26 protein-coding genes and 3 riboswitches are annotated in these 26,664 nt (G+C 36.4%); of the genes, 6 read left to right on the top strand and 20 right to left on the bottom strand.

Annotation, left to right across the window (positions count from 1 at the left end):
- Nucleotides 1-8: 8 nt before the first annotated feature.
- Nucleotides 9-1,205: a class I SAM-dependent rRNA methyltransferase gene (locus tag ACFTQ7_RS09445; protein WP_386828298.1), complete on the top strand. Its 1,197-nt coding sequence runs from the start codon at nt 9-11 to the stop codon at nt 1,203-1,205.
- 574 nt (nt 1,206-1,779) lie between these two features.
- Complete coding sequence (locus ACFTQ7_RS09440; protein ID WP_386828297.1) at nt 1,780-2,322, top strand: GNAT family N-acetyltransferase; 543 nt, start codon at nt 1,780-1,782, stop codon at nt 2,320-2,322.
- A 113-nt stretch (nt 2,323-2,435) separates the two neighbouring features.
- On the opposite strand, the gene ACFTQ7_RS09435 is transcribed toward ACFTQ7_RS09440, so the two are convergent.
- The 5 genes from ACFTQ7_RS09435 to ACFTQ7_RS09415 form a co-directional block, all read right to left on the bottom strand.
- Nucleotides 2,436-4,424, bottom strand: a complete 1,989-nt coding sequence (locus ACFTQ7_RS09435; protein WP_386828296.1) for a S9 family peptidase — start codon at nt 4,422-4,424, stop codon at nt 2,436-2,438.
- A gap of 952 nt (nt 4,425-5,376) precedes the next feature.
- On the bottom strand, nt 5,377-5,685 hold the full coding sequence (locus ACFTQ7_RS09430) for a hypothetical protein (RefSeq protein WP_386828295.1): 309 nt from the start codon (nt 5,683-5,685) through the stop codon (nt 5,377-5,379).
- 83 nt (nt 5,686-5,768) lie between these two features.
- Nucleotides 5,769-5,975 carry a DUF6366 family protein gene (locus ACFTQ7_RS09425; RefSeq protein WP_386828294.1) on the bottom strand — a complete coding sequence of 69 codons (207 nt, stop codon included), beginning with the start codon at nt 5,973-5,975 and terminating at the stop codon, nt 5,769-5,771.
- Between the two features lie 801 nt (nt 5,976-6,776).
- Nucleotides 6,777-7,442 (bottom strand): precorrin-3B methylase, encoded by a 666-nt coding sequence (locus ACFTQ7_RS09420; RefSeq protein WP_386828293.1) that lies wholly within the window; start codon nt 7,440-7,442, stop codon nt 6,777-6,779.
- 60 nt (nt 7,443-7,502) lie between these two features.
- Nucleotides 7,503-8,498, bottom strand: a complete 996-nt coding sequence (locus ACFTQ7_RS09415) for an ABC transporter substrate-binding protein (protein WP_386828292.1) — start codon at nt 8,496-8,498, stop codon at nt 7,503-7,505.
- Between the two features lie 169 nt (nt 8,499-8,667).
- Nucleotides 8,668-8,854: riboswitch (cobalamin riboswitch) on the bottom strand.
- Nucleotides 8,855-8,995: 141 nt separating this feature from the next.
- On the opposite strand from ACFTQ7_RS09415, the gene ACFTQ7_RS09410 reads away from it, so the two are divergent.
- Nucleotides 8,996-10,936 carry a GTP-binding protein gene (locus tag ACFTQ7_RS09410; RefSeq protein ID WP_386828291.1) on the top strand — a complete coding sequence of 647 codons (1,941 nt, stop codon included), beginning with the start codon at nt 8,996-8,998 and terminating at the stop codon, nt 10,934-10,936.
- Nucleotides 10,937-11,297: 361 nt separating this feature from the next.
- Here the strand turns inward: ACFTQ7_RS09410 and ACFTQ7_RS09405 are convergent, their stop codons facing one another.
- Entirely contained in the window at nt 11,298-12,062 is a 765-nt protein-coding gene (locus ACFTQ7_RS09405; protein WP_386828290.1) for a hypothetical protein, read from the bottom strand.
- Nucleotides 12,063-12,306: 244 nt separating this feature from the next.
- Nucleotides 12,307-12,491, bottom strand: a riboswitch (cobalamin riboswitch).
- A 264-nt stretch (nt 12,492-12,755) separates the two neighbouring features.
- On the bottom strand, nt 12,756-13,037 hold the full coding sequence (locus tag ACFTQ7_RS09400) for an SPOR domain-containing protein (protein WP_386828509.1): 282 nt from the start codon (nt 13,035-13,037) through the stop codon (nt 12,756-12,758).
- Nucleotides 13,038-13,221: 184 nt separating this feature from the next.
- Here ACFTQ7_RS09400 and ACFTQ7_RS09395 point away from each other — a divergent pair, with 184 nt between their 5' ends.
- Nucleotides 13,222-13,638: a hypothetical protein gene (locus ACFTQ7_RS09395; protein WP_386828289.1), complete on the top strand. Its 417-nt coding sequence runs from the start codon at nt 13,222-13,224 to the stop codon at nt 13,636-13,638.
- A 147-nt stretch (nt 13,639-13,785) separates the two neighbouring features.
- Here ACFTQ7_RS09395 and ACFTQ7_RS09390 read toward each other — a convergent pair whose 3' ends face one another.
- The 4 genes from ACFTQ7_RS09390 to ACFTQ7_RS09375 all read right to left on the bottom strand — a co-directional run bounded on the left by ACFTQ7_RS09390 (nt 13,786) and on the right by ACFTQ7_RS09375 (nt 17,505).
- Nucleotides 13,786-14,025 (bottom strand): hypothetical protein, encoded by a 240-nt coding sequence (locus ACFTQ7_RS09390; protein WP_386828288.1) that lies wholly within the window; start codon nt 14,023-14,025, stop codon nt 13,786-13,788.
- A 549-nt stretch (nt 14,026-14,574) separates the two neighbouring features.
- Entirely contained in the window at nt 14,575-15,126 is a 552-nt protein-coding gene (locus ACFTQ7_RS09385) for a tyrosine-type recombinase/integrase (protein WP_386828507.1), read from the bottom strand.
- Between the two features lie 114 nt (nt 15,127-15,240).
- Complete coding sequence (locus ACFTQ7_RS09380) at nt 15,241-15,480, bottom strand: site-specific integrase (protein ID WP_386828287.1); 240 nt, start codon at nt 15,478-15,480, stop codon at nt 15,241-15,243.
- Between the two features lie 112 nt (nt 15,481-15,592).
- A riboswitch (cobalamin riboswitch) is annotated at nt 15,593-15,776 on the bottom strand.
- Nucleotides 15,777-16,035: 259 nt separating this feature from the next.
- On the bottom strand, nt 16,036-17,505 hold the full coding sequence (locus tag ACFTQ7_RS09375; protein ID WP_386828286.1) for an amidase family protein: 1,470 nt from the start codon (nt 17,503-17,505) through the stop codon (nt 16,036-16,038).
- 478 nt (nt 17,506-17,983) lie between these two features.
- Between ACFTQ7_RS09375 and ACFTQ7_RS09370 the strand changes: the two genes are divergently transcribed.
- Nucleotides 17,984-18,415: a DUF4181 domain-containing protein gene (locus ACFTQ7_RS09370; protein ID WP_386828505.1), complete on the top strand. Its 432-nt coding sequence runs from the start codon at nt 17,984-17,986 to the stop codon at nt 18,413-18,415.
- A gap of 84 nt (nt 18,416-18,499) precedes the next feature.
- Here the strand turns inward: ACFTQ7_RS09370 and ACFTQ7_RS09365 are convergent, their stop codons facing one another.
- The 6 genes from ACFTQ7_RS09365 to ACFTQ7_RS09340 all read right to left on the bottom strand — a co-directional run bounded on the left by ACFTQ7_RS09365 (nt 18,500) and on the right by ACFTQ7_RS09340 (nt 23,444).
- Nucleotides 18,500-19,747: a methyl-accepting chemotaxis protein gene (locus ACFTQ7_RS09365; protein ID WP_386828285.1), complete on the bottom strand. Its 1,248-nt coding sequence runs from the start codon at nt 19,745-19,747 to the stop codon at nt 18,500-18,502.
- Between the two features lie 405 nt (nt 19,748-20,152).
- Nucleotides 20,153-21,571 carry an aspartate ammonia-lyase gene (gene aspA, locus ACFTQ7_RS09360; RefSeq protein WP_386828284.1) on the bottom strand — a complete coding sequence of 473 codons (1,419 nt, stop codon included), beginning with the start codon at nt 21,569-21,571 and terminating at the stop codon, nt 20,153-20,155.
- Between the two features lie 215 nt (nt 21,572-21,786).
- Nucleotides 21,787-22,416: an NAD(P)-dependent oxidoreductase gene (locus ACFTQ7_RS09355; RefSeq protein ID WP_386828503.1), complete on the bottom strand. Its 630-nt coding sequence runs from the start codon at nt 22,414-22,416 to the stop codon at nt 21,787-21,789.
- A gap of 71 nt (nt 22,417-22,487) precedes the next feature.
- The gene (locus tag ACFTQ7_RS09350; protein ID WP_386828283.1) at nt 22,488-22,901 is read right to left on the bottom strand and encodes an Rrf2 family transcriptional regulator; all 414 of its coding nucleotides are present in this window, start codon (nt 22,899-22,901) and stop codon (nt 22,488-22,490) included.
- A 102-nt stretch (nt 22,902-23,003) separates the two neighbouring features.
- Nucleotides 23,004-23,210, bottom strand: coding sequence for a thymidylate synthase (locus tag ACFTQ7_RS09345; RefSeq protein WP_197143701.1), 207 nt, complete (start codon nt 23,208-23,210; stop codon nt 23,004-23,006).
- A 45-nt stretch (nt 23,211-23,255) separates the two neighbouring features.
- Complete coding sequence (locus tag ACFTQ7_RS09340; protein WP_386828282.1) at nt 23,256-23,444, bottom strand: hypothetical protein; 189 nt, start codon at nt 23,442-23,444, stop codon at nt 23,256-23,258.
- A gap of 165 nt (nt 23,445-23,609) precedes the next feature.
- Between ACFTQ7_RS09340 and ACFTQ7_RS09335 the strand changes: the two genes are divergently transcribed.
- Nucleotides 23,610-24,170, top strand: a complete 561-nt coding sequence (locus tag ACFTQ7_RS09335; RefSeq protein WP_386828281.1) for a hypothetical protein — start codon at nt 23,610-23,612, stop codon at nt 24,168-24,170.
- A 12-nt stretch (nt 24,171-24,182) separates the two neighbouring features.
- Here the strand turns inward: ACFTQ7_RS09335 and ACFTQ7_RS09330 are convergent, their stop codons facing one another.
- The 3 genes from ACFTQ7_RS09330 to ACFTQ7_RS09320 form a co-directional block, all read right to left on the bottom strand.
- The gene (locus ACFTQ7_RS09330) at nt 24,183-24,305 is read right to left on the bottom strand and encodes a hypothetical protein (protein ID WP_386828280.1); all 123 of its coding nucleotides are present in this window, start codon (nt 24,303-24,305) and stop codon (nt 24,183-24,185) included.
- Nucleotides 24,306-24,611: 306 nt separating this feature from the next.
- Complete coding sequence (locus ACFTQ7_RS09325) at nt 24,612-25,589, bottom strand: thymidylate synthase (protein ID WP_386828502.1); 978 nt, start codon at nt 25,587-25,589, stop codon at nt 24,612-24,614.
- An 85-nt stretch (nt 25,590-25,674) separates the two neighbouring features.
- On the bottom strand, nt 25,675-26,592 hold the full coding sequence (locus ACFTQ7_RS09320) for a hypothetical protein (protein WP_386828279.1): 918 nt from the start codon (nt 26,590-26,592) through the stop codon (nt 25,675-25,677).
- Nucleotides 26,593-26,664 lie beyond the last annotated feature (72 nt).

Raw genomic sequence — 26,664 nt, 5'->3', positions numbered from 1 at the left:
ATGACAACATGACACAATCTATTGCTTTACAAATTAACAATCCATTTTCTGTTCAATTAAAAAAAGGCTACCCTCTTATTTCGAAAGATGCAGTTGATGCACGTCATCTTCCAAAAGAAGAAGGTGCACTACTAAGACTTATGGATAATCATAACCATTTTATTGGTACAGGATACTATGGCATACAAAATAAAGGTATTGGTTGGGTGCTAACGACCGATGCTAACGAAACAATAGACAAAGCCTTTTTTATGAAAAAAATTAATAAGGCCATACAAAATCGTGAAGCATTTTTCAACAATCCTCAAACAACAGCCTTCCGAATCTTTAATGGCGAGGGTGATGGCATTGGCGGTCTAACGATTGACTTTTTCGATTCTTACTATATGGTGAGCTGGTATAGCGCCGGCATTTATTCATTTAAAGAAGAAGTGTATGAAGCCCTTGCAGAGACAGTAGACTACAAGGCTATTTATGAGAAAAAACGTTTCGATACGAAAGGTCAGTATATGGAACAGGACGATTTTGTCATGGGAACGCCTGGCGAATTCCCAATTATCGTATCGGAAAATAATATGAACTACGCTGTTAATTTAAACGATGGCGCCATGACAGGTATTTTCCTCGATCAACGTGAAGTGAGACTTGCCATTCGTGAACGTTATGCGGAAGGTAAAAATATGCTAAATACGTTCTCCTATACGGGGGCATTTTCTGTCGCAGCGGCACTTGGAGGAGCAGTAAAAACAACAAGTGTAGATGTTGCAAAGCGTAGTTTAGCCAAAACAATTGAGCAATTTAGCGTTAATAGTATTGACTACGAATCACAGGACATTAAAGTAATGGATGTCTTTAACTATTTTAAATATGCTCAGCGCCACAATTTAAAATTTGACCTTGTAGTTTTAGATCCACCAAGCTTTGCACGTACGAAGGAAAGAACGTTCTCAACTGCGAAAGACTACCCTAAATTACTAGTAGATACAATCGCTATTACGGAGAAAAACGGTATCATCGTTGCCTCAACGAACAATGCAAGCTTCGGGATGAAAAAATTCAAGAGCTTTATTGACCAAGCATTTAAAGAAACTAAAACAGCCTATAAAATTGTTGAAGAATTTAGCTTACCAAAGGATTTCCGTGCCACACGTGAATATCCAGAATTCAATTACTTAAAAGTTGTTTTCATTCAAAAACTTAACTAAATGAAATTAGACAGAATCACTCCCAAATGATTCTGTCTTTTTGTTTGGCAGAAAAATATAGATAAACCCTCTTGCTACATTGCTAGAATTCTCAGAATGTTATAAAATATCATTTACAAATTATTGATATATCGTTAAATAATGGGGTTAATTTTTGTTCCAACTGGGTGCTTTCCTGGGGCATATATCAAATAGTACAAGACGGAAAATAAAGGAAGGAAACTTAAAAAGGAGTGATTTAGACTGGAATTTTTAAAAATGAAATCATTCATTATGACAATGACTTCAGTTACTTTTGGATTAATTTGTACAACTTATTTTATTAATTCAACATCTAATGTTTTAGCACTTAATATCATTTCATATTTTTGGCCATTAATATTTCTATTAGGAATCGGTTTCGGATTATTTATTTTAAAAAATTATAAAACAAATAGTTTATTTGACAACTTAATGTCCATCTTTGTTATTTGCTTATGTGTTTCCTCTTTCGGTTTCTATTTATTTTTCTTATTCCTTGCTAAAATTTTGGGTTCTTAAATAACACCAAATATCGATAAACGGAGATGATTAAATGGGATATGTTCATGAAAAATTAATGATTACTACAGAAAGACTCGTTCTTAGATTATTTGAAACAACTGATGCAAAAACGGTTGCAAAGCTTTGCAATAACTATAATATATACAAAAGCACGATGTACCTACCTTATCCATATAGTTTAGATGATGCATTATCATGGATGGAACATCATTACGATAATTTTACGAAGGATATTTCGTACGAGTTTGCAGTTACAGATAAGAAAACCGGCGAATTATATGGAGCCATTGCATTATCGAATAATAAACGTTTTAAGCAAGGTGAAATCGCCTATTGGATTGGCGAGGAGCATTGGGGAAAAGGCTATGCCACGGAGGCGGCGCAGTCGATTCTTCAATTCGCTTTTGAAGAAAAGAAATTGCATAAAGTATTTGCTCGATATTTTTCAACGAACCCCGCTTCTGGAAAAGTAATGGACAAGATCGGCATGAAACAAGAAGGAATTTTAAAGGACCACATCATTAAAGACGGAAAATATGAGGATTTGGTGTATTACGGAATAATTAATGAATAGCTAAAAAGTATTTCAATCATCTATTTCCTTCCTCAAGATAAAAAAGGTTTTTCCCTCCCTATAAAAAGGTGGCTTAAGAAGTATTTCCACTTCTTAAGCCACCAATATTTTTCTTATAGATAGTCTACAAACCAATCTCTAATATATTCTAGTCGATTAATTCGTAACGTTGGTTTTCCGCTCCTTGAAAGTTCGTGATTGGCTTCAGGGAAGCGTACAAGTTTCGTTTCTTTTTTACGATGTTTTAAGGCGATAAACAATTGCTCTGCTTGTTCAATCGGACAGCGATAGTCTTTTTCACTGTGTAAAATTAACAATGGCGTCTCCACATTGTCCACATACTTAAGTGGGGAATGTTGCCATAGCTTCTCTATATCGTCTAGTCCCGCTTGAATCTGCCAGTCATTGAAGTAATAGCCGATATCACTTACGCCGTAAAAGCTAATCCAGTTAGAAATGCTACGTTGCGTAACAGCTGCTTTAAATCGATTTGTCTGTCCAACAATCCAGTTTGTCATGAAGCCCCCATAGCTTCCACCTGTAACGCCGAGACGCTTTTGGTCAATAAAATCATATTGCTCCAATGCATAATCAACAGCAGCCATTAGATCATTATAATCATTGCCGCCATAATCACCACGTACTGCATCCACAAATTTTTGACCATAACCATGACTTCCTCGAGGATTCGTATATAGAACCGCAAAGCCTTTTGCAGCAAGGATTTGGAATTCGTTAAAATAAGAGTTAGCATACATTGCGTGCGGACCACCATGGATTTCAAGAATAAGTGGATATTTCTCCCCTTCTTCACATCCAATAGGCTTCATCATCCAGCCGTTTACTTTCCAGCCATCTGCCCCTTCAAATTCAATTGCTTCTGGAACAGATAATGCTCGTGTCTTTAAAAATTCTTCATTAACTGTAGTAAGCTGTTCCTTTTCACCGGTATTTAAATTTACGTAAAATAGATCCCCAGGGTTTGTAGTCGTACTGATTGCGACTACCGCTCTATCATTTTTAGCATCAAGCGAAAAACCATATACATATTGATCATCATGAATAGCTGGATACAATTCTCCCGATAGATTGCCAAAATAAATTGTTGTATTTCCGTGATCTGTCAATTGGAAGTAAAAGCTTTTATTATCCTCTAACCATTGAAGGCGTGGAGGAACAACACCTTGAAGGAAATCACCGATAGCAAAATCACCGACAGGCGCGTCAAATTCACTCGTAACACATGTCTGATTATCATTGTCCAAATCATAAATCCATAGCTTTGGTTGTGTTGCATTTTCAAATTCTCTTTCGTTTCCAACATAAGCTATGAAGCGGCTGTTCGGAGACCATGAAGTTTGGTAAAACACCCCTGACCCATCTGTTAGCTTGCGACCATGTTTCGTTTCTAAATCCAATAAATAAATATCACTTATGAATGAAAAGTCTAGATCCTCTGTTAAGTCCGCAATGTACGAAAGATATTTTCCATCCGGAGACCATGTACCAAGCTGTAAATTATGTTTCCCTTCCGTCAGTAGCTCTAATTCTCCTGATGCAAGATGAACGATCGCAATTTGATAAAATTGCTCCATATCCATAAATCCAGCTCCATCTGATTTATGTTTCATCTTATCTATTACAAGTGGTTTTAGCTCTTTGTCTTCCTTTTGATTGTTCTCAACTTTATCATCAATGTTTTCATCTTTACCAAGCTGTACAGAGAAGGCAATTTTCTCTCCACAAGGAGACCAAGTAGGCGATGTCGCACCGTTTTTACAATTCGTAACTTGTTTCGCTTCCCCGCCTGTTTTTGAAAGAACAAAAATTTGTGGTTTGCCATTTCTCGATGACACAAACGCGATTTTACTGCCATCCGGAGACCAAACAGGTGAATGCGTTTTATCTTCCCCAAATGTCCATTGTTGCGTTTTTTTATCATCCAAATTTATGTAAAATAAATTAGACACATAGTCCTTTTTCTTCTCATCAATATGAGTCTGTACATACACCACTTCTGTTCCATCAGGTGATACTTGTGGATCCGCCACTGATTTTAATTCATATAGATCTTCTGGTTTTATCCCTTGTTTCAATGTCATAATTTCCTTATCCCCTTTGTGTGAAAATTTGGTTACTTAGTACAATATTTCGATACACTAAGTATTATTCCTCCTTTTCGGAGAAATTGTTTTTTTATTCTAAAGATAATTTTATAGTTGAAAGAATTAGAACGGGTGAATTGCGAATTACTTTTAATATTTATATTTGAGAGTTTGTAAATCAGAAGTTCTGGTATATGACCTCAATAATTATACAAATAATAAGGTTTTATAGGATTTGAATTTAAATATATAAATTTTGATTAAAAAGAAAGGACACCTTCTGATAAAGTTTGTGTTACTGCAAAATAACCAATTAGAAAGAAGAGCCTTTATGTTTATATAATGTAATCAAGTTGTTTTATCGCTAGTTTTAGAAATATAACTTCAAGAAATTGATATCACATAATGCCAACAATGTTTTTAGAAGAAAAACAGGTACACGGCCATTAACAAAGAAATAGGATATAGAAAATAAAATAATCAATGAATCCAAGAAAAAAAGAAATCGAATGAACATCGATTTCTTTTTTCTTTGGATACCCACTAGTTTTGCATCTACATTCTGGTTATTCTAACTTTTTGAATTCTATACTCAAAAAATCTTTTTATTTATTAGGGAATATGACGTCCAATTTAACAGTTGATGTGGAGGTCATTCCAGTTATTGAAACTTTTACTGAAGACCATGCTCTTGGACTACCATCTCCGCCCCCAAACATATTCCATCCAAATCCAGTAATATAATTAAAACTATTTGACTTTGGATTTTTTGTAGGAAGGCTAGTACCGAGTGCAGAACCAGAATGAGCGTTAACTGTTCTATTTGATAATACATACATTTGGTGACTTGTAGTCCAACCACCATATACTTTTTTTAATTTAATCTCTGTGTTATTTGATCTTAAACTATATTCGCCGTATAATCTAGCAGTGATTCCAGATTCAGTTGTTATACCCCACCAACATCAAAAGGAGTAATATTTAGAGAGTTTTGATTTTCTATAGGAATAAAAACATCATAACCGAAAACTACTGACTCATCGTCATATTCCAAAAATTTAACCTGCTGCTTATTTTCTAAAATGATTGGATCTAAAAATTTAGTTTCTCCCGTTTCATCGTTAGTAATACTAACTTTAACTTGAGCATCATCTAATAACTTAGTGTTTGATAAATCATCTCTTGCATAACTAGTACCTATTGACAAAAATCCGAAAAGAGACAGTACAAAAATAGTAGTAAAGATTTTTTTGAACATATTATTATCATCCTTTCTTTGATTTTCTATATTATTAACACACTTTTGTCGAAAAAGGATGAATTTTCTGATAATTTTTATTTTTAACTGAAAATAAATTTGTATACTAGATATCCTATAAATAATACTACTATCAATAGCAATGTATCTTTCCAACCCATACCAGCTAAATTCCCACCAATTCCTCTATTTACTCCATCGTTTAGAGAACCAGTAGGATTATTTTTTAATTCACTTTGTCTTATACGTTCTCTTTTTTCTTCTGGTGTTTCCTTTTGCTTTGAATCCATGTGGCAAACACTTCCCCAAAAATTATTTTTGTCTATAGAAAGAAATATGCTTAATTAGGTTATTTGGAATATACACGAAAACAAAGTTTTATCCTCATTCTTAAGTAATTTCTCTTTTACAGTTTACTAAATTTTAATATTGCAAATCTCATCTTTAGAAAGCCACTATTCTAATCATTCCTATCACGTTTTAAACTTCAAATAATCAAAATCACAATTAACTCCATAAATATTATACTTTTCTAAATAAGATAATTCGACAAAGAGTACTCAATTCCCTTGAATACACCAGGGGAAATAAATCACCTTAGGAGATCAAATAATGAAGAAGACAGAATCACATAACGTTTTCTCAACAACCATATCATGACATAGTTAAATCGTCATTATTATTTCTGAAAAATCAGAAAACGAAACATACAAGCCTTGTTATGATTTTTTCCTAAACGGTCCTTCTGCAATACATGGTCTGAAATGATAAAGTTATCTAATGCTATGTAGAACACATAACACTATCTCTCTAAATCCAAACAACTTAACAAAAATTTTTGTAAATCGAGAAGATGGGACAATATTAGCCAAAACTAAAAAACGCAAGAAATCAATTTTTTAAATGATGATTTCTTGCGCTTTTATGATTTAAAATAATTTATTTCGTAAGTCCTTGCCTCTTTTTAAGGTAAATTGATATGCCAATGAAATCCACTTCTTGCTTCTTATCCTCACATATAGCGGCTTATCAGACGCACCTAGTAAAGCACCCAATCAGTACGTAAGTCGAACCCACATTATGATAATGAGTCAGTTTAAATCTTTCCAATAATCAGCAGAATTTGTTCTGCGATAAAATTTATAAAAGGGTTCATTCGGACGAGCATGTTTCTGATAGAGCTCAATGATTTGCTTTAAAAAGCCTTCAATAAGCTCTACCCCTACCTTTTTCGCAAAGAGTGTCCCGGCTTTTGCATTCGCTCCCATCGGCACTGCTCCTAAATAGACATCAAAGCTATCCTTTTGATAAACAAGCCCAATATCATCATACACCGCATTATAACAAGCAGAGGCACAGCCATTGACGTTTACACGTAATCTTGTAGGGACAGTGATTCCTTTTAATGAATGATATAGCTTTTCTGTAATTGGTGCTGCCTCCATTTTGTCACCATCACAAAAATCACACGCTTTCATCGCTACAATCGGACCTTGCTTTGCCACATAAAGGCCAGCGTCTTCTAGCTCCTCAATCGTCTTTTCAATTTCTACTGTTGGGATAGATAATAATATGCTGTAAGAGGCAGAGTATTTTATGGCACCCTTTTCCCCTACAACCTTTGCTATTGTTTGGAATTGTGCAGGGGTATAATGTTTATTAATAATGCCTGGGCTTACGGCAAGGCGAGTAAAATCCCCATTATTGTTTAAGTTTTCGAAGGTTTTGTCCGGTATATTCGAACGGAATGCATTCATAAATACTTCTCCTTATGAAAAAGGAGCTAGCCAATTGCTAGCCCCCCATTTATTGGATACTTAAAAACTCTCAGGATAGAAGCCTTTCGCCAAAATTTGAATGGCTTCTGCAGCACGTACCCCTTCAGATGCAGCAGAAAGTGGTAGAATCACAAAGCGTTCGTTTTTGACTGCTTCCATTTCCTTCAAGGCTGGATCATTTTTTAAGAAGTTTATTTTTGCTTCCGCTGTTGTTTCTCCGTAATCTATGACAACTACGACCGCTGGATTACGTTCTACTGTTTCTTCTTTGGACACCGTAGTCCAACCCGATTCCACATCACCAAAAATATTTTTACCGCCGGCCATCGTAACAAGTTCATTCATAATGTTTTGTCCTGCAGTGAAGATCTCTTTATCACCACTATCAAACACTAAAACAGGCAGTTCTTCTCCATTTTGCGGTAGTTTTGCACGGACATCCTCTACATCCTTTGTCATTTTTTCAATTAGTGCTTCTCCACGATCTTCAACACGGAAAATTTTTGCGATATTTCGAATATCTGTGAAAATATCGTCTAAAGTTGGTTTCGTCATGATTGAGGCTGTATGTAAATAAGTGTGAATGCCTAATGTTTCAAGCTCTTTTTGTGTTCCAACACCTTTCTCTCCAAAGGCGCTTTTCCAACCACCTAATAAAAAATCTGCTTCTGCATCAATAACCTGCTCCTTTGTAGGATACTGTTTTGCTAACACAGGCACTTTATCATAGGCCGCTTGTAGGGGCTCATAAATTTTGTCATCTAAGTACGCCGTCCCTACCATTGAATCTTCTAGCTCTAAAGCTAACATAATTTCTGTCACGTGCTGATTTAAGCTAATCGCTTTTTTTGGGGCTTCCTTATATACTTGAGTTGTTCCATTATTTTCAATCGTTATGTCTGACTTTTCAGCTTGTGAAGGCTCTACCTTCTCACTTTGTGTAGCAGATTCTAGTTTGTCCTTTTCACTACATGCACCCAATATAGCTACCAATGCGATCGCAAAGACTAGCCATAAGCTATTCCATTTCTTCATATCCTCTTCTCCTTTGATGTTAAATATATAGAAAGAAATCGTTTAGACTCCTATGCTACCAGATAGCGATTCTAGAAAAGGGCATAAAAAAACCCCCTTGTTTCCAAGAGGTTAGCATAGCAAAAGAAAGGTTTTTCAACCTATTCACTATCCCCATCCTCGTGGATTCAGTAATACATACATATTGGCAGGTATCCTGGCTTAGGTTCATCATCTATACGCCTTCCCATAGCGTGGCTACAGTGGCATCTTGTATAGACTCCCCATTTACAGTTGCGGGACAGCATCGGATTTACACCGATTTCCCTTTTAAGCAAATAACAAAGGTCATTTACACCAATACGTCGTTTTTATTTTGTTGTATATATTGATTGACTAGTAGATTCGCAATCATACATATATTAACACTATTGCGACATAAACACTATATGAAATATTTTTTATACCAATTCTGTTACAATGTTGTTAAATGAATGAATAGAAACGAGGATCTTTTTATGCATGTAACAATTGGAGTACTTGCTCACGTGGATGCCGGTAAAACAACATTTTCTGAGCAGTTACTATTTCATACAAACAGTATTCAAGCTCGTGGACGAGTGGATCACCAGGACACATTTCTAGATAATCATGAGTTGGAGCGTCAGCGAGGCATTACGATTTTTGCGGAGCAAGGCCGCATGACGTTTGGGGATGATACATATACGTTGATCGATACACCAGGGCACGTCGATTTCTCTCCAGAGATGGAGCGTGCCATTCGGGTTATGGATTATGCCATTATTATTGTTAGTGCTGTCGAAGGAATACAAGGTCATACTGAAACAGTGTGGCAACTTTTACGCCAATATCATGTTCCAACCTTCTTTTTTATTAACAAAATTGATCGTGAAGGAGCAGATGTTGAAGCTGTAATGGCTGCGCTTCAAAAGGATTGCTCTGCAGATGTTTTATTCGTAGACGAACCGCTCCGTTCCGACTATGTTTCAAACGACATAATGGAGCGGCTTGCTGAACGTGATGAACAACTTCTCGATGCTTTTCTCAATGAAACATTGGATAGCTCTAGCTGCCTTACTCATTTATCTCGGATGATTAAACAGGAAAAGGCCTTTCTATGTTTTACTGGGTCTGCCTTAAAAGATAGTGGAATAAAGGAATTCCTAACACAGCTCCCCCTCCTTACAGAGACACAATTTAATAACAACGCTCCGTTTCAAGGTGAGGTGTTTAAAATTCGTCATGATGGACATCAACGCTTAACTTTTATCAAATCTTTGCAAGGAACGTTACATGTCCGTGATGAACTTTCATTTGGAGACGTGACTGAAAAAGTGACGGAGATTCGACTATACAATGGCAACCGGTATGAAACTACTCAAAAGATAGAGGCTGGGGAGATTTTCGCAGTAAAAGGGATTAGTCAAGCAAACATCGGCGATATTATTGGTTCTTCGAATAATTCTCAGCCCTTTGAGTTAGTACCGACTTTACAGGCAAAAGTACATTATGAAGGCACTCAGCATATAAAGGACGTGTTAAAAACTTTCCGTATTCTTGAAGCAGAAGAACCTTCATTACGTGTGCTATGGCATGAAAAATTCCAAGAAATTCATGTTCATATTATGGGTGTCATCCAACTCGAGGTTCTTATCGAAGTGCTTCATGAACGGTTCTCGCTAGACATTTCATTTAGCGAACCACAGATTTTGTATATGGAAACGATTACCACAACGGTAACAGGTTACGGTCATTTCGAGCCATTAAAGCATTACGCAGAAGTCCATTTATTGATGGAGCCAAATACACGCGGCACCGGCAATACATTTGTCAATGCATGCCACGCCGATGATTTATCAGTTGGACATCAACGACTCATTGAAAAACATTTATTCGAGCGCGATCATCATGGGCTGTTAACCAGTTTTCCCGTTACAGATATTCGCTTCACGCTCTTAACAGGACGCGCACATAATAAACATACTGAAGGTGGCGATTTCCGTGAAGCAACATTCCGTGCATTACGGCAAGGGCTCGAACAAGCAGAAAATATATTACTAGAGCCGTACTACCGCTTTAAACTTAAAGCTCCTAGTGATTTCATCGGCCGCATGATGACGGACATTCAGCAAGCTGCTGGTACATTTGACGCACCAATCATAACTGAACATGACGCGATTGTAACCGGCCGGGCCCCTGTCTCAACATTTATGAGCTACAGTACAACCTTTGCCGCCTACACCAATGGGAAAGGCGTACTTTCCCTACAATTTGATGGCTACGATACATGTCACAATACAGAAGAAATTATTGCGCAAATAAGCTACGATAAGAACGCCGATCCCGACTATACATCCTCTAGTATTTTTTGCGCAAAAGGCAAGGGCTACTCCGTTCCATGGCACGAAGCACAAGCAGCAATGCATTGTATTGACTAAATTCATAAAAACAGGACATGATTTGTTAGATCAATGTCCTGTTTTCTTATGTTTCATGAAGAGTTACTATACTTTTGTGAGTAATCTTGCTTCGCGCGGGTATTTACCTTCCTTCCGCGGGTATTTGCCTTTCTTCCGCGGGTATTCCCCTTCCTTCTGCGGGTATTTGCCTTTCTTCCGCGGGTATTCCCCTTCCTTCTGCGGGTATTTGCCTTTCTTTCGCGGGTATTTACCTTCCTTCCGCGGGTATTCTTGCTTCGCCCGGGTATCTACCCTATACTGACAACTCCATTCTACTACCTTGCCAGGCATATACCTTCACCTCGGGGTATTGAAATTCATCCCGCACATTTTTAATTTACTAAGCTTGTATCGTTTTCTGTCCCTGTTTATTAATAAGATATGAAGATTCCACCACAACGTAGCTATAGGATTGTGAGAAATCCATTAAAACTTTGCCAGGTCGACTTTTCAAAAGTTGTAAATTATCAATCAGTTCAAGCAATAGTTCATGACCTTTTCCACGTGGGTGCCAGTTTAAATGATTATCATTTAGTTCCTTCACAGCTTTTAGAAATTGATGATACTCTCGCTCTATAAAATTGATTAGTTGTTTATTTTTATAAACTACTCGTGATAAATCCTCTACATATACTTCATAAAAGCGCATCACTATCGAGCACAATAAATCATTGACCCGAGCGGCACTTAGTATTGGCTTAGGGGCTTGGGAAAGTCGCTCTAGATTTGGTTTTGCACGCGTCGAATCGATACGTGTAATTAAATGAAAATGTTCACCATTAACATCGTACACAATTGGATTTGTCGGCATATACATCATAAAATCATTTGTTTTTGTTTTAAGTTGATCTGTAATAATTGCTTTTGCAAAAAGGTGGCCATGAAAACTTTCATTTTGAATCCAAATAATATCTTTGTTATATAAAATTTGATCAAACAATCGTTCATTACTAATAAGATTGCTAGCTATTAATTGATCGACAAGGGATTCTACAACCATTCTTGTTGTAGCTTTCTTGGCAATTTCAGTGCGTGGCTGCTTACAAATTTTCATTTCTACATATTGCGAATCCTGTGCTGTACTTACATGAATATTCGTCATCATTGCATCCTCTTTTCGTACATATTTTTCAAAACGGAAGTCTTCTTTTACATAAAAAAAGGATTTCCTACAACTAGAGGAAATCCTTCATTCTATCTTTTTCATTCATCACATAATGTCAAATGATACCCAAGCATAAAAGAATTGCCTTGAAAGCGATTACCTTCTTTTTGGGCGTTTGACGTACGGTGACGAACAGAGCATTCTGTTTTGTCAATATGCCACCTCCTATTCCTCGTAGGGTTATGGTGTGTACTCATAATAGGCAGGTATCCTGACTCATGGTCATCACTACTTTTCACCTTCCCGTCGTTAAACAGTGGTATATGAAAAGTCGCTCACATTTACAGTTGCGGGACAGTGTCGGATTTGCACCGACTTCCCTTTTAAGCGTTATCAAGAGATAAACGCACCTATTATTTATTAATATTAAATTGTAATTTAACACACTAATACATGTAGAGTAGATATTCCTTTTGTATTTCTGGTTTAAATTGTAATATGTATTCTAGTATTTGTCAAAAGACAAAAAAGGGCTATCCCAAATTAATGAGATAACCCTATTAATTATTCTAATTTTCCCAAACCTGACCTCCATAATTGGTCGGTGAGGTCAATTTGCAAGGTTATCATTTGGACAAACTGTAAGGCAAAAATTAACGCGGGTGTGAATCTGCGTACCTGTTTTGGGTACGGCTATTGCATTCTACCAATGATAGAACAAAATGCGGAACGCCCTTCCTCAATAAGTAGTTTACATGCAAATTCACATTGAACTTGTGAAGTGTAATGTCCCGACTGAATACGGTAACCATCCTTCTCATTACCGAACACCTCACCATATCCGAGGTATTTCTGTGACAATAATAATTGTAAGCGTGTGTTTGCTTCTGCTCTTGTCTTGAATGGCGCTGTATGAATACGGAAGAACTTAGCACCTTTCGGAACATCAGTAAAAAGAGTTGGAAAGCAATCTATATAATAAATTCAGTCGTATCAAGGGTTTGGAGTATATTTGTGAAAATACATAATTAATAATGCTAGAAATATTAGTTCTAAGCAAATTATAGTGAGTGAAGTCTATTTAGATTTTTTATGTTCATTGTTCGAGATATGAGTTATTATATAAACATTGCTTTCTATTAATTAGGAGTTGTTTTGTGTGAAAGATAATCTTAAGAAATATGTTATTTTATCCCTAACCATAGTATTTTCGGTATTTACGGCACTGTATTTATATGATAAATATCAAGAATATCAATTTGATAAGGGCATTGCAGATGAAAATGAAAAAAAATTAGAGCAAGAAAGGGAAAGATTTCTGAATAAAGTGAAGGTTGAATTTAAAAGGGATACTTCTTTTGATACATTTGCTGTTGAAATTACAAATTTTAATGACAGAACTATTCATGGATATATAGAAGTCACAATTCTCGATAAAAATGAAGAAGTATTATGGGAAGAATTAGTTTTCATTCCAGAAGATGGAATAAAAAGTGGGGATACGTATAGATACGTAAAGGATTATGATTCAGTTGAAAATGCTGATTCAGTTAAATTCGAAAAATCGGTTTATTAGTTAATTGCACATCATACATATCAAACACGCTACCTATCATGGTTTGCGTGTTTTTTGTTTTGTATAGACAATACTAATTTAAATGTTAACGTTTATTAATAATATTTATTATATAAAGGTTAACTTTTTAGTATAACTTATATTTTTTTAAAAAAGATAATTAAAACCATTCCCATAAATACGGAACTTATTAACCTTCTTACCAGTCAATGAACCGTCTGTATTATCTGCTAAAACTTTATATTTTACTTTGCCATCTGCAATAGTAATATCTACGTTTGTATAGCGTTTCACTTCTGTAGTACCGTCAAAAACTGCTACTGCTTTGAAATTGTCCCCCATATACTCACGTAATTTTCCGTAAGCATAACTTGTAATTTCAGCCATTAATAAACACTCCATTTCATATATTTGTTAGTGGTATGTATATATTTTTTGAATCATTATGTATAAGAAAAAGGAGTCAGTGTGACAAGCACCGACCCCAAAAAGAGGAAACTATAATATGACAACCAATCATAAGATAGATGTGAAACCTAAAGACACACTAACAACCACGAAAATGTGCCTTATCGACTTCACAGCCGACTACGCAACTAAACTAGGAGGTGAAAATTGCGTAAGGGAGAAATTTTATGACTAATAATAGAACACCTATCAATGCACGAGGGGATTCCATGGCACAAGAACTCATGCACTGAATTGATATTTCTATAACGTTTGTGGACGACCGATTAACAAATTTGAGTTGACTCTGAAAAAATACCCCCACTATGTAAGCGCTCGGGAGCCAATAGTTGACCTGTTTTGACAACTTATTTTTTAATCATCTACTACCAGAGGGCGCAACCTTTATATAATGTATGGAATTTCTACCACAATTTTTAAACATTAAATTTAGACACAAAAAAGGAGGTAGCGCTATGCTACCCCCTTCTATATATCTATGTTATTCAATGGATTGTATTTCTCGTTTTGTTCCTGTAAAGCCATTCCCCACATTGAGGTATACTTTTCGGTCATGCTGATATTAGTATGACGCAAAATGCGTTGAAGAGAAAATGGGTCGCCTCCCGCAAGAAGATAACGCTGTGCAAATGTATGTCTAAATGTGTGTGCTGATAATCTCACGTCTTTAAATCCTAGCGCACTCTGTAATCCCTTGAAGATACCTTTGCATGCTTCATATGACAATTGGACTCCAGAACGGTCTACGAATATATACTCTATATTAGAATTGAAATATTTCTCTTGGTACTTCTTCCAATCCATTAGTTCTTCATATACTTTTTTAGACATAGGGACTGTCTCCTGTTTACGATTTTTACCAAACACTGTGAGGTAAGTATCGTTTATATCAGACCATCGAAGCCCCTGCATTTCTCCCAAGCGTATACCTGTTCCAAGCAAAATTTTGATGGCACAGGTGTTGCGCACACTTGTAAATTCATGGTCTTTACGTTTTATACGTCTCAAGTATCGGAGCATCATACGAATATGGAAATCATTAAAAACTTCTATACGTTCATCTGTCTGTCTTTAGTTTTGAACATGGATTGTGTTCTATAAATTCATTTTCCATAAGATGATTAAAGAATGCTCTTAGATGTTTAATTTTGTTATTGATTGTATTTGACCATTACCTAGTTCATTTTTACAATATGATAAATATAATCGTAGTGTATTCGTAGAGACCTCTTCTATATCTTGAATGTTATTCTCCCTCAACCATTCTAACCATCCCTTAAAGAAACTTCTGTAATTGGTGATAGTGTGTTTACTAACATTCATCAATTCTCTTTCATCCATAAAATCTTGTACAGCAAATTTAACTAATGTCATAGCGATTCCTCCTAAAGTGGAATCTACTACTACATATTCCTATAAGTGATTCAAACCGTTGGTAAATCTGACTTACACAATCAGTAACTTAGTTGATTACTCGTAGGGTTATGGTGTGTACTCATAATAGGCAGGTATCCTCACTCATGGTCATCACTACTTTTCGCCTTCCCGTCGTTAAACAGTGGTATATGAAAAGTCGCTCACATTTACAGTTGCGGGACAGTGTCGGATTTGCACCGACTTCCCTTTTAAGTAAATTGCACGCAATTTACACCTATTACTCCACGCTATTCAGTTGTAAAAGGAATCTAGTAAATTCTACATTCCTTATTGATTATTAAAATTAATTGTAAATGAGCGCATTTCCATAGTCAATATATCCCAGTTTCTTGTTCTTTTCTTCCGGTCTTTTCCATAATACGTTATATAAAATTATTATTTATAGTTTCTAGGTAACTCTCTTCATTTCTTTTGAACTTAGTTCCTGAGCTCCCTTTCACCTTCCCATATTTAAACAGTGGTATGGACAGTTTCATATGTGCCCAGAGAATCTTAATACAACTCCGGCGCTTTTCGTAATTTACTTGCTTGTTCATATGAAAATGCAAGTTTTATTAATACATCCTCACTAAATGCAGTGCCTGCGAAAGTTACGCCAAACGGTCTGCCATTTTTCATATAGCCTGCAGGGACGGCAATAGACGGATATCCGGCTTTCGCGCTAATTGTCGAGCCTATATATGATGGAAACATTATCGCATCTAAGTTATATTTTTTTAATGTATAATCAATTCCTTGTTCTTGAGAAAAATACAAGTCCTCTAGTTTTGCATTTAGATAGTCAGGATCTCTTAACGTGTTCGGTAAATTATCTCTCAATTCCAATTTGTCCTGCCCATATTTCAACGTTTTTTCTTGTGAACATTTATTAAATTGGATTAAATCAGCCAGAGAATGTACAGGCATGTGAGAAGGTAGATTTACAAGGAAATTATTTAAACTATGCTTTAATTCATATTGCGGTACTCCCCATTTCCAGTCTCTATGAAAAGAAGGAATTTCGATGTCTTCTATAATAACGGCTCCTTGCTCTCTTAAAACCTGAATTACGTTATTAAAAAGGGTTTCGTCATATTCCTCTGACTCATAAAAAGTTTTAGAGGCATTCGTATAAACACCGATTCTAGCACCCTTTAATCCTGTAGCATCTAAAAAGATTGAGTAGTCTTGGTGGATCCTTCTTTCACTTTTATATGTAGCTACGTCATCTTTATCTACTCCTGTTAATGCGCCCAATAAGATAGCTGCATCTGTAACCGTTCTCGCCATTGGCCCCGCTGTGTCTTGACTGTATGTAAAAGGGATGAGACCTCTACGGCTAATTAACCCTACAGTCGGTTTAATGCCGACTACTGAATTTTGAATAGCTGGACTTAAAATCGAAGCGTCTGTTTCAGTTCCAATTGATAAAACAGCAAAATTCGATGCCACTGCTACTGCCGACCCCGAACTGGATCCTCCTACATAAAGTTTTGGATCTCCATAAGGATTAAGTGTTTGTCCACCTCGAGAACTATAACCTGCCCACATTGTACTCGACATACCGTTCGCTAATTCAGTCATATTTGCTTTCCCTAAAATAACAGCCCCCGCTTCACGGAGTTTTTTTACTAAAAATGCATCCTGCTCAGCTACATAGTTTTCTAATGCTATTACGCCTGCACTAGTATGCATAAAATCTTTCGTTTCGATATTGTCTTTTAAAACAACTGGAATTCCGTGTAGAGGCCCTCTAGCCCCTTTTACTTGTCTTTCTTCATCTAATGCTTCAGCAATAAATATCGCTTCAGGATTAATTTCAAGCATGGAATTAATCCTCTGTCCATCTTGATCATACTTAGCAATTCTGTGTAAATAATACATAGTTAATTCTTTTGATGTGATTTCACCACGTTCCATAGCTACCTGAATATCAATGACTGACAATTCTTCTCTAAGAAAACTATTAAACTTCATCCCCATATAAATTCCCCACCCTTTCTTTCAAAATTATACCAATAAAATCAAATTATCCTCAAAATATTTTATAATGAGCAAGTCCATTTGTTTCCTATTATCCAATTAACTACCAAATAATTTTTTACTGTGCTACACTCTGTATACAGATACAATTTTCAGTTATTTTATAATAGGACGGGATGGAGATCATAGAAGATGCTTAGATGTATTTGGGGTGTCTTAATGTGTATATATGGTGTGTCTTTATATATTAAATATTTTCAAAAACTAAGTGAAGGATGGAATATTACCCTTCATTTTTTATCAGGCAGTCTATGTATTATAGGAATTTCATTAATTATCCAGGCAAGAAGAACGTTTAAAAAATCTGGATCTAATAAGCAACATTTGTAATGCTATCGTTCCACACATGCCTGTATAACAAGATTAGCTATCATCTTTTTCTTATAGAAATAAAAAGCAGGCTTAAGAGGTGAACGAAATGTATAATAATAATTTCGAACTAGGAACATTAATACTTTTTCTATTTGTACTACTTTTAATTATTAGTATTTTTGGATTTGTCATTAGAAAGTTGCTAGGTGTCGAGAGAAAGAAATGGTTTTATTTTTATTACGTTAACGAAAGACATAAAAAGCTAGATTTATCAATACGAATCATATATTTGAGTCTAGTAATAATTTATTCGAATTATCAATTTAACAATGATAGTGTTGGAATTGCTTGGTATTTTGAGATATGGTTTATCATAATTGTCTTTTTAGTAACCTCTGAAATGTTACGAGCATTTACGGAATGGAAGTACGCGGAAAATAAAAAAGATGCTGTTGCTATTATTGCAGAAATGATGTTTATGATTAGCATAGTATTTTTGACGATAAAGACTGATTTTTTTGACTTATTTAATAGTTGATTCGGAAGAAATTGAAAACAACGTTGGTTAAATAAAAAAGGCTATTTCGCAGATAATCTATCCCTGCAAAATAGCTTTTTTTCTTTAGTTACTAAATCTCTGTGTAAGCTTTTGTAAATCTTCTGCTTGTACACATAGGTCTTGTGACACTACTGTGTTGATTGCTTGCATCGAGGCACTTTGTTCATCAACGGAGTGTAAAATAACTTCTGTGGAATTAGTCAAACTATCCATTCCATTTGCGATTGTCGAAACTAATTTTGTAACTTCATTCGCACTACTTGAAAGCTCTTCAGCTGTTGCAGAAATATCCTCTAGCTGATTCGTCATTTTGCTAACATGCTGAGAGATCGTACCAAATGATTTTGTAGCCTCATCAATGACGTGAACGCCCTGCTGAACGTTTTTCAAGTCTTCTTCTACAGAGGTTGCTACTTGTTTTGTATCGCTTTCAATGCCAACTACTAGATCGACAATTTGAATAGCCGAATGCTTGGATTGCTCCGCTAATTTTCGAACTTCTTCCGCTACTACTGCAAAGCCTTTACCATGCTCTCCTGCACGCGCCGCTTCTATCGCTGCATTTAATGCAAGTAAATTCGTTTGATCTGTAATGGCCGTAATCATGTCTGTCATAGATTTTATATCTGTCATTTTGCCTGATAATTGTTGCATTAAGTTACTTGTTTTTTCAGTAGAATCTGAAATGAATTCCATTTGATTTTTAGCTACATGTAAAATTTCCGCACCATTGCCTGCAATGTCATTTGCTTCTTTCGCATGATCAAATACATCTTGTGTAGCCACGGTAATACGTTCAATGCCATCAGCAGTTTCTTGCATTGCTATAGCGCTTTCATTTGCAGACTGTGCTGCTTTTTTAAGACCCTCAGTCGTATTCTCCATTTGTGAATCTACTTCGTTTACTGCATCTGCAATTTCATTTGTACTTGCTGATAGCTCCTCTATACTCGCAGATAAATCGGTAGAACTACTAGCAATTTTTTGTGTCATCATATGTAATTGTTCTTTCATCTCAATAAACGCTTTACCTAACGCCGCAACCTCATCATTGGATTTTATCTCGATAGGAGAAGTGTTCAAATTTCCTTCAGCTATAGCTTGAGCGGATACTGCTAATTGTTTAATTGGATTAATAATTTTGTATTTTACATAGAAAATACACGATATTGTCGTTGTAAATCCTAATATCGTTAATATAGTGGACATCCCCTCTAATGACTTTAAATTTGCTAGGTCTATAATCAAAATAAGACCCATGATTACATTTAAAAAAGAAAAGCCAATAATACTTTTTTGTCGTAAGCTCATACAAATTTCCCCTAACTATAATATTATTTCCATAAACAATTATAGTTTAAAATCCCTAAAATTGATAGAAAAAAACACCAACTTTTGTAAGAAAATAGAATTATAAAACAGGAAATTTTTTCGTATTGTTCGAAACTTTTGTGTCGAAGTTGTGATATAAAAGTTCGACTCTTCGTTTAGGGTGATTTCCGTAAAGATCGGGCGTTTTCTAGAGGGGGTGTCGGGCCAACAAATGTATTTTGCGCGAAAGCGAAGCGCCAACAAACACTCGCACACAGGCATGTAAACGAAACGGTAATCATCACTATTAACCCACACAACATTCATAAAGATTTCTTTTGACCATTTGAGTTTTGAACTACTAAAAAAGCACTTTGCGCTAGGCAAAGTGCTTTCAAACATAAATTATTTTAATTTCATAATACTTGATCCGGCAATACCTGGATGAGTCATCTCATATGGATCTAAGATTAAATCTAATTGTTCTTTCGTTAGTACACCCTCTTCAAGGCAAAGCTCACGAATTGAACGACCAGATAGAATTGCTTCGCGTGCAAGACGTGCAGCTACTTCATAGCCAATATGTGGGTTCACTGCTGTTAATATGCCAACACTTTTCTCCACATATTCTTTCATGCGGTCTTCGTTTGCTTCAATATCCTTCAAGCAATTTTGTGTAAATGCTCGGAACACGTTATTCATAATACTAATAGATTGAATTAAGTTAAAGACAAGTACAGGCTCCATTACGTTTAATTCTAATTGTCCTGCTTCAGATGCTAAAGAAATCGTATGGTCATTACCAATTACTTGGAATGCTACTTGGTTAAGTACCTCTGGCATAACAGGATTTACTTTACCTGGCATAATAGACGATCCAGGTTGACGCGCTGGTAAAATGATTTCCCCTAATCCAGCACGTGGACCAGAAGCCATTAAACGAAGGTCATTAGCAATTTTCGACATATTAATCATACAGATTTTTAATGCGCCTGATACTTCTGTATAAGCATCCGTATTTTGTGTTGCATCTACTAAATGTGTAGCGCCTTTAAGCGGTAATCCTGAAATTTCAGCAAGGTGAAGATCAACTGCTTGAATATAGTCAGGGAATGCATTTAAGCCTGTTCCAACAGCTGTTGCTCCCATATTTACATCATATAAATTTGGGCGAGTTTGGCGAATACGCGCAATATCACGAGTGATCACACGGCAATATGCTTCAAATTCTTGCCCTAATCGAATCGGTACAGCGTCTTGTAAATGCGTACGACCCATTTTAATTACATGCGCAAACTGCTCCGCTTTTTGGTGGAACACTGCTTGCATGTTTTCCATTGTAAGAAGTAGTTCATCTATCAAATTCAACACAGCAATATGAATAGCTGTTGGGAAAGCATCATTTGTTGATTGAGACATATTTACATGGCTGTTAGGGCTAATTGTATGATAGTCCCCTTTTTCTTTGCCTAAAATCTCTAAAGCACGGTTAGCAATAACTTCGTTGGCATTCATATTAATCGATGTGCCAGCACCGCCTTGGATTGGGTCTACGATAAATTCAGCATCCCACTCACCATCAATAACTTCTTGTGAAGCTTCGACAATTGCATCTCCGATTTCTTTTGAAAGTAGGTGTACCTCCATATTACTCAAAGCAGCTGCTTTTTTAACAATACCCATTGCTTTAATAAGTGCAGAATGAATTGTATACCCTGTAATTGGGAAATTTTCAGTTGCACGAAGCGTTTGGATTCCGTAATAAGCATTGCTTGGTAAGGCGCGTTCACCTAAAAAGTCTTTTTCTATACGTTGTGTGGACATAATTGTCGTCTCCTTTTATGTAATCCTCACACTTGATAGTAGCTAATAACTGTCGTATTGTAAACAGCCAATTGTCTGTAAAGTGAAAAATAATCATTTTTAGCTTTACGTTATTGTTTCCAGAGGCTTTATTTTCATTCATTCCATCACCTTTAGCCGCTTCGCTTTCGCACAAAGATAAAAACCGAGCGCATTTTTTTACGCTCGGTTTATCATTATTTATTAGAAGTCACTGTAAAACGACTGTTTACATGCTTTGGATTTTCAATTTCATCCAACACCGCAACGGCATAATCTGCATAGCTAACATAACTTTCGCCAGAAGCATTCACTAATAAATGATCTTCCCCAGCAGTATAGCTACCAGTACGTGGCCCTTCTGGATCAAAGAAAGCAGATGGACTTAAAAATGTCCAAGTAATAGTAGATTGTTGTAAGTCGTGTAGATTTTCACCTTGATTTTTAGCTGTTGCATAAAACATTTCTGGAAAATCAGGTGTATCCATTACGCGTACGTTTTTCTCTGGGTCTACAAACAGACTACCTGCTCCACCGACAACAAATAATTTTGTATCAATACCCTTGAATATATCTATTAAATGACGACCAGCTTTCACATGCAATTCTTCCTGACCAGCAGGAGCACCAAACGCATTTACGACTACGTCAAACCCTTTCACATCTTCTTGAGATAATGCAAAAACATCCTTTTCAATCACCGAAATATTTCCTGTTACTTTGGAAGCTGAACGTACAATCGCAGTTACATCATGACCACGTTGCAGTCCCTCCTCTACTATCTTTTGTCCTGCTTTCCCTGTTGCACCAATTACTGCGATTTTCATCATTATAATTCCTCCTATGTTTTGATTGTAACTTTTTTAGTTACAGGTTAGATACAAAAGATCGACTTCGTTTATTTACGAAGTTGATCTAGCACATCCTGTAAAGTTTGTGCTTGTAATTGTTCTTCCATTGCATGCCAAACAGATATATAAACACCTTCCAATGTCCGTTGGATTTTTTGACCAACTGAACATGCTGGATTTGGCTCATCATGAATCGCAAATAGCTGCTCTGGCCCATCAATCGCATGGTAAATAGCTAAAAGCGTTAAATCTTTTGGCTCTACTAAAAGGTCATAGCCTGCAATACCTGATTGCGAGGTAAGCAAACCCGCTTTCTTTAGCACACCAATCATACGTCGCACAACAACTGGATTTGTATTCACACTTCCAGCAATGTACTCAGACGTCAACTGACTTTTATCAGATGTTGTAGCAATAAGCGAAAGAATATGGATCGCTACCGAAAACCGACTGTTCACCATATGTATCACCACCTGTTGTAACTATTATAGTTACAGGATTGAATAAAAGCAAATAAATTGCTTTAATTGTACCTGCATTTATTTTTTTCATATTACGGAGTATTATACTTTCTTAACGTAAATGACTAATTCTTGTCGTATTTCTCCATCTTCCTCATAAAAATCTAAGTTATGAAATTCATACTTAAAATGGCCAACTGGAAACGTCACACTTTCCCCCTGGGCCGCAGCTAATGTCCCCGCCACATCATGTGACACCATATGCAAAAGCTCTGTACCTAAAACTGAATCTACAAATACCACGTTCATAATAAAACACCTCCTCAGCTATTATAGCTTAGAAGGCGCTTACAATTACAGTCTTTCTTTATAACGTTTCAAGCGAATTTCCTCAACGACTTCCATCATTATTTGTATTTGCTCCAATGTTAATTTTGAAGAGATGTGTGGTAGCTCAGATTCCACTGTTCCATGAGGAGTATTCGTCAGCAATTTTGTCCTTAAACGCTGCTCACGCTCTCTTCCATCTATTTGAAAAACCAATGATCTCCTCACACCACTCACCTCTAAATTGTTATTTTAACTTCCATATTAAAACTTATATCGGAAAAAATTTCAAAAAATTAAATGTCCTTTATATTTTTTAAAAAGTTTTGGTTCTTTTATATGTATTAAAGGGTTTCTCTCTTATGATGTTTTATTCGTCGGTTGGGTGGTTCTTGCTGTCTATTCGGAAGATCTTTCCATGATTTTGGCGATTCTATCCATCATTTTTGCCATTCTATCCACGATTTTGATGGCTCTATCCATCATTTTGACCACTCTATCCACGTTTTGACGGTTCTATCCATTATTTTGACTTCTTTCCGTCGCTTTGGTGGTTCTATCCATTATTTTGGCCATTCTATCCACGATTTTGATGGCTCTATCCACGTTTTGACGGTTCTATCCATTATTTTGACTTCTTTCCGTCGCTTTGGTGGTTCTATCCATCATTTTGGCCATTCTATCCACGATTTTGATGGCTCTATCCATCATTTTGAACACTCTATCCACGCTTTGGCGATTCTATCCATCATTTTGATTTCTTTCCGTCGCTTTGGCGGTTCTATCCATCATTTTGGCTATTCTATCCACGATTTCGATGGCTCTATCCATTATTTTGACTTCTTTCCGTCACTTTGGCTGTTTCATCCGTCGCTCTGCCTGTTCTTTCCGTCACTTAGGCTCTTTCTTCCGTCGCTCTGCCGGTTCTTTCCGTCGCTTTGACACTACCATCCGTCACTTTGCCTCCTTTCCATCGCTTTGTGGCACTACCATCCGTCGCTCTGCCTGTTCTTTCCATCGCTTTGGCACTACCATCCGTCGCTCTGCCTGTTCTTTCCATCGCTTTGGCACTATCATCCGTCGCTCTGCCTTCTTTCCGTCACTTAGTCTCTTTCATCCGTCGCTCTGCCTGTTCTTTCCGTCACTTAGGCTCTTTCTTCCGTCGCTCTGACTTCTTTCCGTCACTTCGGCTCTTTCTTCCGTCGCTCTGACTCTTCTTTCCGTCGCTTTGGCGGTCCTATCCGTCGCTCTATCTTCCTTCAGTCCCTTCGGCTACTCTTTCCGTCACTTCGACTCTTCTATCCGTCGCTCCGATCTATATATCACCCGCTTCAATGTTTGTTTCCATAAAAAAACAGCAGCCAAAACGGCTGCTGCTTTAGGTTAAACGGCAATTGGTGCTTTAATTGTTGGGTGTGGAACGTAGCCTTCAATTGAAAGATCTTCGAGCTCGATGTCAAAAATTGACGTTTTATTTGGATTGATTTTTAAGGATGGTAGGTCCTTAGGCTCGCGTGAAAGTTGTTCCTTTACTTGTTCCACGTGATTTGAATATATATGAGCATCCCCAATGCTGTGAATAAATTCGCCTACTTCTAAACCGCATTCGTGTGCAATTAAATGTGTCAGTAATGCATATGAGGCAATGTTAAATGGACAGCCGAGTAATGTATCGAGGCTTCTTTGCATTAGCTGGCAGCTCAATTTTCCATTTGCAACATAAAATTGGAACATTACGTGACATGGAGGTAGTGCAGCTTTACTGCCCTTTGCTCCTGCATTGATAACGTCTTCAGGATTCCAAGCATTGACAATAATGCGTCGTGAATCTGGATTGTTCTTGATTTGATGAATTACATCTTGCAATTGATCAATACTTTCCCCTGTTGATGTTGTCCAATTACGCCATTGCTTACCGTAAACATTTCCAAGCTCGCCGTATTTATTTGCAAATTCATCATCTGTTAATATGCGCTCACAAAATGAGGCTAACTCTTTTTGATAATCAGCGTTGAATGAATCGTCCACTAAGCAGCGACGACCAAAATCTGTCATATCGGGACCTGAATATTCATCAGACTCAACCCATTTTTTAAAAGCCCATTCATCCCAAATATGATTGTTGTTTTGCAGTAGATAGCGAATATTTGTATCCCCTTTAATAAACCAAAGTAGCTCACTTGCTACAAGTTTGAATGGTACACGCTTCGTCGTTAATAGAGGAAAACCTTTGCTTAAATCAAATCGCATTTGATAGCCAAACACACTATATGTACCAGTCCCTGTACGATCTTCCTTTTTAACACCATTCTCTAATATATGTTGTAGTAAATTTAAGTACGCGATTTCTGGATGCGCCATGTTCATCAACAGCTCCTTCAAGTATGCTGTTGACCATTATATCATCTAATAACTACATGTGAATGCCCAAAAATAAAAACAATATTTACCTGTCTGAGCCAAAGGAATCGTATTCTAGCTCCCTTGCTATTTCACTCTCCATCGTAACAAAAAACATTGGCATCAAAATAATATTAAATAAAACTGGGACGATAACAAACAAAAGGTCAACCCCTGGGTCAAAATAAATACCAAACGCGGTCAATAAGCCTGAACTGATTAGAAAAACAATTTGCATACCAATAATTATTATCGGTATGATTTGATACAAATAATTTAGCTTTCGGAACTGATGCATATTTTCAGGATCTTTAATAATTCTCTTTTTTAAGCGCCTCGATAAAATGAAACAGGCAATAAGCTGCGCCAAAATAAAACTAAAATATATAACAATATGTAGTAGCATTTGCCCTTTCATAACAGAGCCATTAAAATGTCCTACCCGCTGATGTAGTAGCTCGTTAACCTCTCCCTCAAAAACATATTCCTGTTCACTAAAATAAGTAAGCGGTTCTACAAAGCCGAGAGTTGCCAAATCGTTTGAGTTCGTTTGCCAGTCGATTAGTTTGCTAGCCAAAATTTTTAATTGAATGGGATCATTTTCGCCAAACATTCCTATTAAATAAGAATATGGAACCGCTATCTTTATTTTCCCGTCTTGTTTTTCATGAATTAAATCTTTAATCGAAAAAGTATACGCTACATCTGTCTGGAGGATTTCATAACGCGGATCCTCGACCTTCCAATGACTTGCTAAGGAGGATTCTATGTTATTCTTCATTTCAACATACGGCGTATCATTATGTAAACTCTTTGGAATCTTATAGACAAAACGATTATCACTCCCAATAATGCAAATATCTACTTTCACCGCATCATTTTCAACGTTTTTAGCGATTGTTGCCATCGGGTACGACATTATGACGACTAGAAAAAGGACTATTAACAATCCTTTCTTTGTCATGCAACGCTCCCCCTTTTCGTCACACATGATAGTTTTACACTATCATAGGTTACACCGAAAAAACTACTTCGT

Source organism: Lysinibacillus sp. NPDC056959, from assembly GCF_042674095.1.
GTDB lineage: Bacteria > Bacillota > Bacilli > Bacillales_A > Planococcaceae > Lysinibacillus > Lysinibacillus zambalensis.
This window is presented reverse-complemented; position numbering and strand designations above follow the sequence as displayed.

Bases quoted from the DNA above. Each gene is read 5' to 3' on its own strand.
- ACFTQ7_RS09445 (WP_386828298.1), top strand. From the start codon at position 9: ATGACACAATCTATTGCTTTACAAATTAACAATCCATTTTCTGTTCAA.
- ACFTQ7_RS09440 (WP_386828297.1), top strand. From the start codon at position 1,780: ATGGGATATGTTCATGAAAAATTAATGATTACTACAGAAAGACTCGTT.
- ACFTQ7_RS09435 (WP_386828296.1), bottom strand. From the start codon at position 4,424: ATGACATTGAAACAAGGGATAAAACCAGAAGATCTATATGAATTAAAA.
- ACFTQ7_RS09430 (WP_386828295.1), bottom strand. From the start codon at position 5,685: ATGTTCAAAAAAATCTTTACTACTATTTTTGTACTGTCTCTTTTCGGA.
- ACFTQ7_RS09425 (WP_386828294.1), bottom strand. From the start codon at position 5,975: ATGGATTCAAAGCAAAAGGAAACACCAGAAGAAAAAAGAGAACGTATA.
- ACFTQ7_RS09420 (WP_386828293.1), bottom strand. From the start codon at position 7,442: ATGAATGCATTCCGTTCGAATATACCGGACAAAACCTTCGAAAACTTA.
- ACFTQ7_RS09415 (WP_386828292.1), bottom strand. From the start codon at position 8,498: ATGAAGAAATGGAATAGCTTATGGCTAGTCTTTGCGATCGCATTGGTA.
- ACFTQ7_RS09410 (WP_386828291.1), top strand. From the start codon at position 8,996: ATGCATGTAACAATTGGAGTACTTGCTCACGTGGATGCCGGTAAAACA.
- ACFTQ7_RS09405 (WP_386828290.1), bottom strand. From the start codon at position 12,062: ATGATGACGAATATTCATGTAAGTACAGCACAGGATTCGCAATATGTA.
- ACFTQ7_RS09390 (WP_386828288.1), bottom strand. From the start codon at position 14,025: ATGGCTGAAATTACAAGTTATGCTTACGGAAAATTACGTGAGTATATG.
- ACFTQ7_RS09385 (WP_386828507.1), bottom strand. From the start codon at position 15,126: ATGCTCCGATACTTGAGACGTATAAAACGTAAAGACCATGAATTTACA.
- ACFTQ7_RS09380 (WP_386828287.1), bottom strand. From the start codon at position 15,480: ATGACATTAGTTAAATTTGCTGTACAAGATTTTATGGATGAAAGAGAA.
- ACFTQ7_RS09375 (WP_386828286.1), bottom strand. From the start codon at position 17,505: ATGGGGATGAAGTTTAATAGTTTTCTTAGAGAAGAATTGTCAGTCATT.
- ACFTQ7_RS09370 (WP_386828505.1), top strand. From the start codon at position 17,984: ATGTATAATAATAATTTCGAACTAGGAACATTAATACTTTTTCTATTT.
- ACFTQ7_RS09365 (WP_386828285.1), bottom strand. From the start codon at position 19,747: ATGAGCTTACGACAAAAAAGTATTATTGGCTTTTCTTTTTTAAATGTA.
- aspA (WP_386828284.1), bottom strand. From the start codon at position 21,571: ATGTCCACACAACGTATAGAAAAAGACTTTTTAGGTGAACGCGCCTTA.
- ACFTQ7_RS09355 (WP_386828503.1), bottom strand. From the start codon at position 22,416: ATGAAAATCGCAGTAATTGGTGCAACAGGGAAAGCAGGACAAAAGATA.
- ACFTQ7_RS09350 (WP_386828283.1), bottom strand. From the start codon at position 22,901: ATGGTGAACAGTCGGTTTTCGGTAGCGATCCATATTCTTTCGCTTATT.
- ACFTQ7_RS09345 (WP_197143701.1), bottom strand. From the start codon at position 23,210: ATGAACGTGGTATTTGTAGATTCAGTTTTAGGTACAGAGCTTTTGCAT.
- ACFTQ7_RS09330 (WP_386828280.1), bottom strand. From the start codon at position 24,305: ATGATAGTGCCAAAGCGATGGAAAGAACAGGCAGAGCGACGGATGGTA.
- ACFTQ7_RS09325 (WP_386828502.1), bottom strand. From the start codon at position 25,589: ATGGCGCATCCAGAAATCGCGTACTTAAATTTACTACAACATATATTA.
- ACFTQ7_RS09320 (WP_386828279.1), bottom strand. From the start codon at position 26,592: ATGACAAAGAAAGGATTGTTAATAGTCCTTTTTCTAGTCGTCATAATG.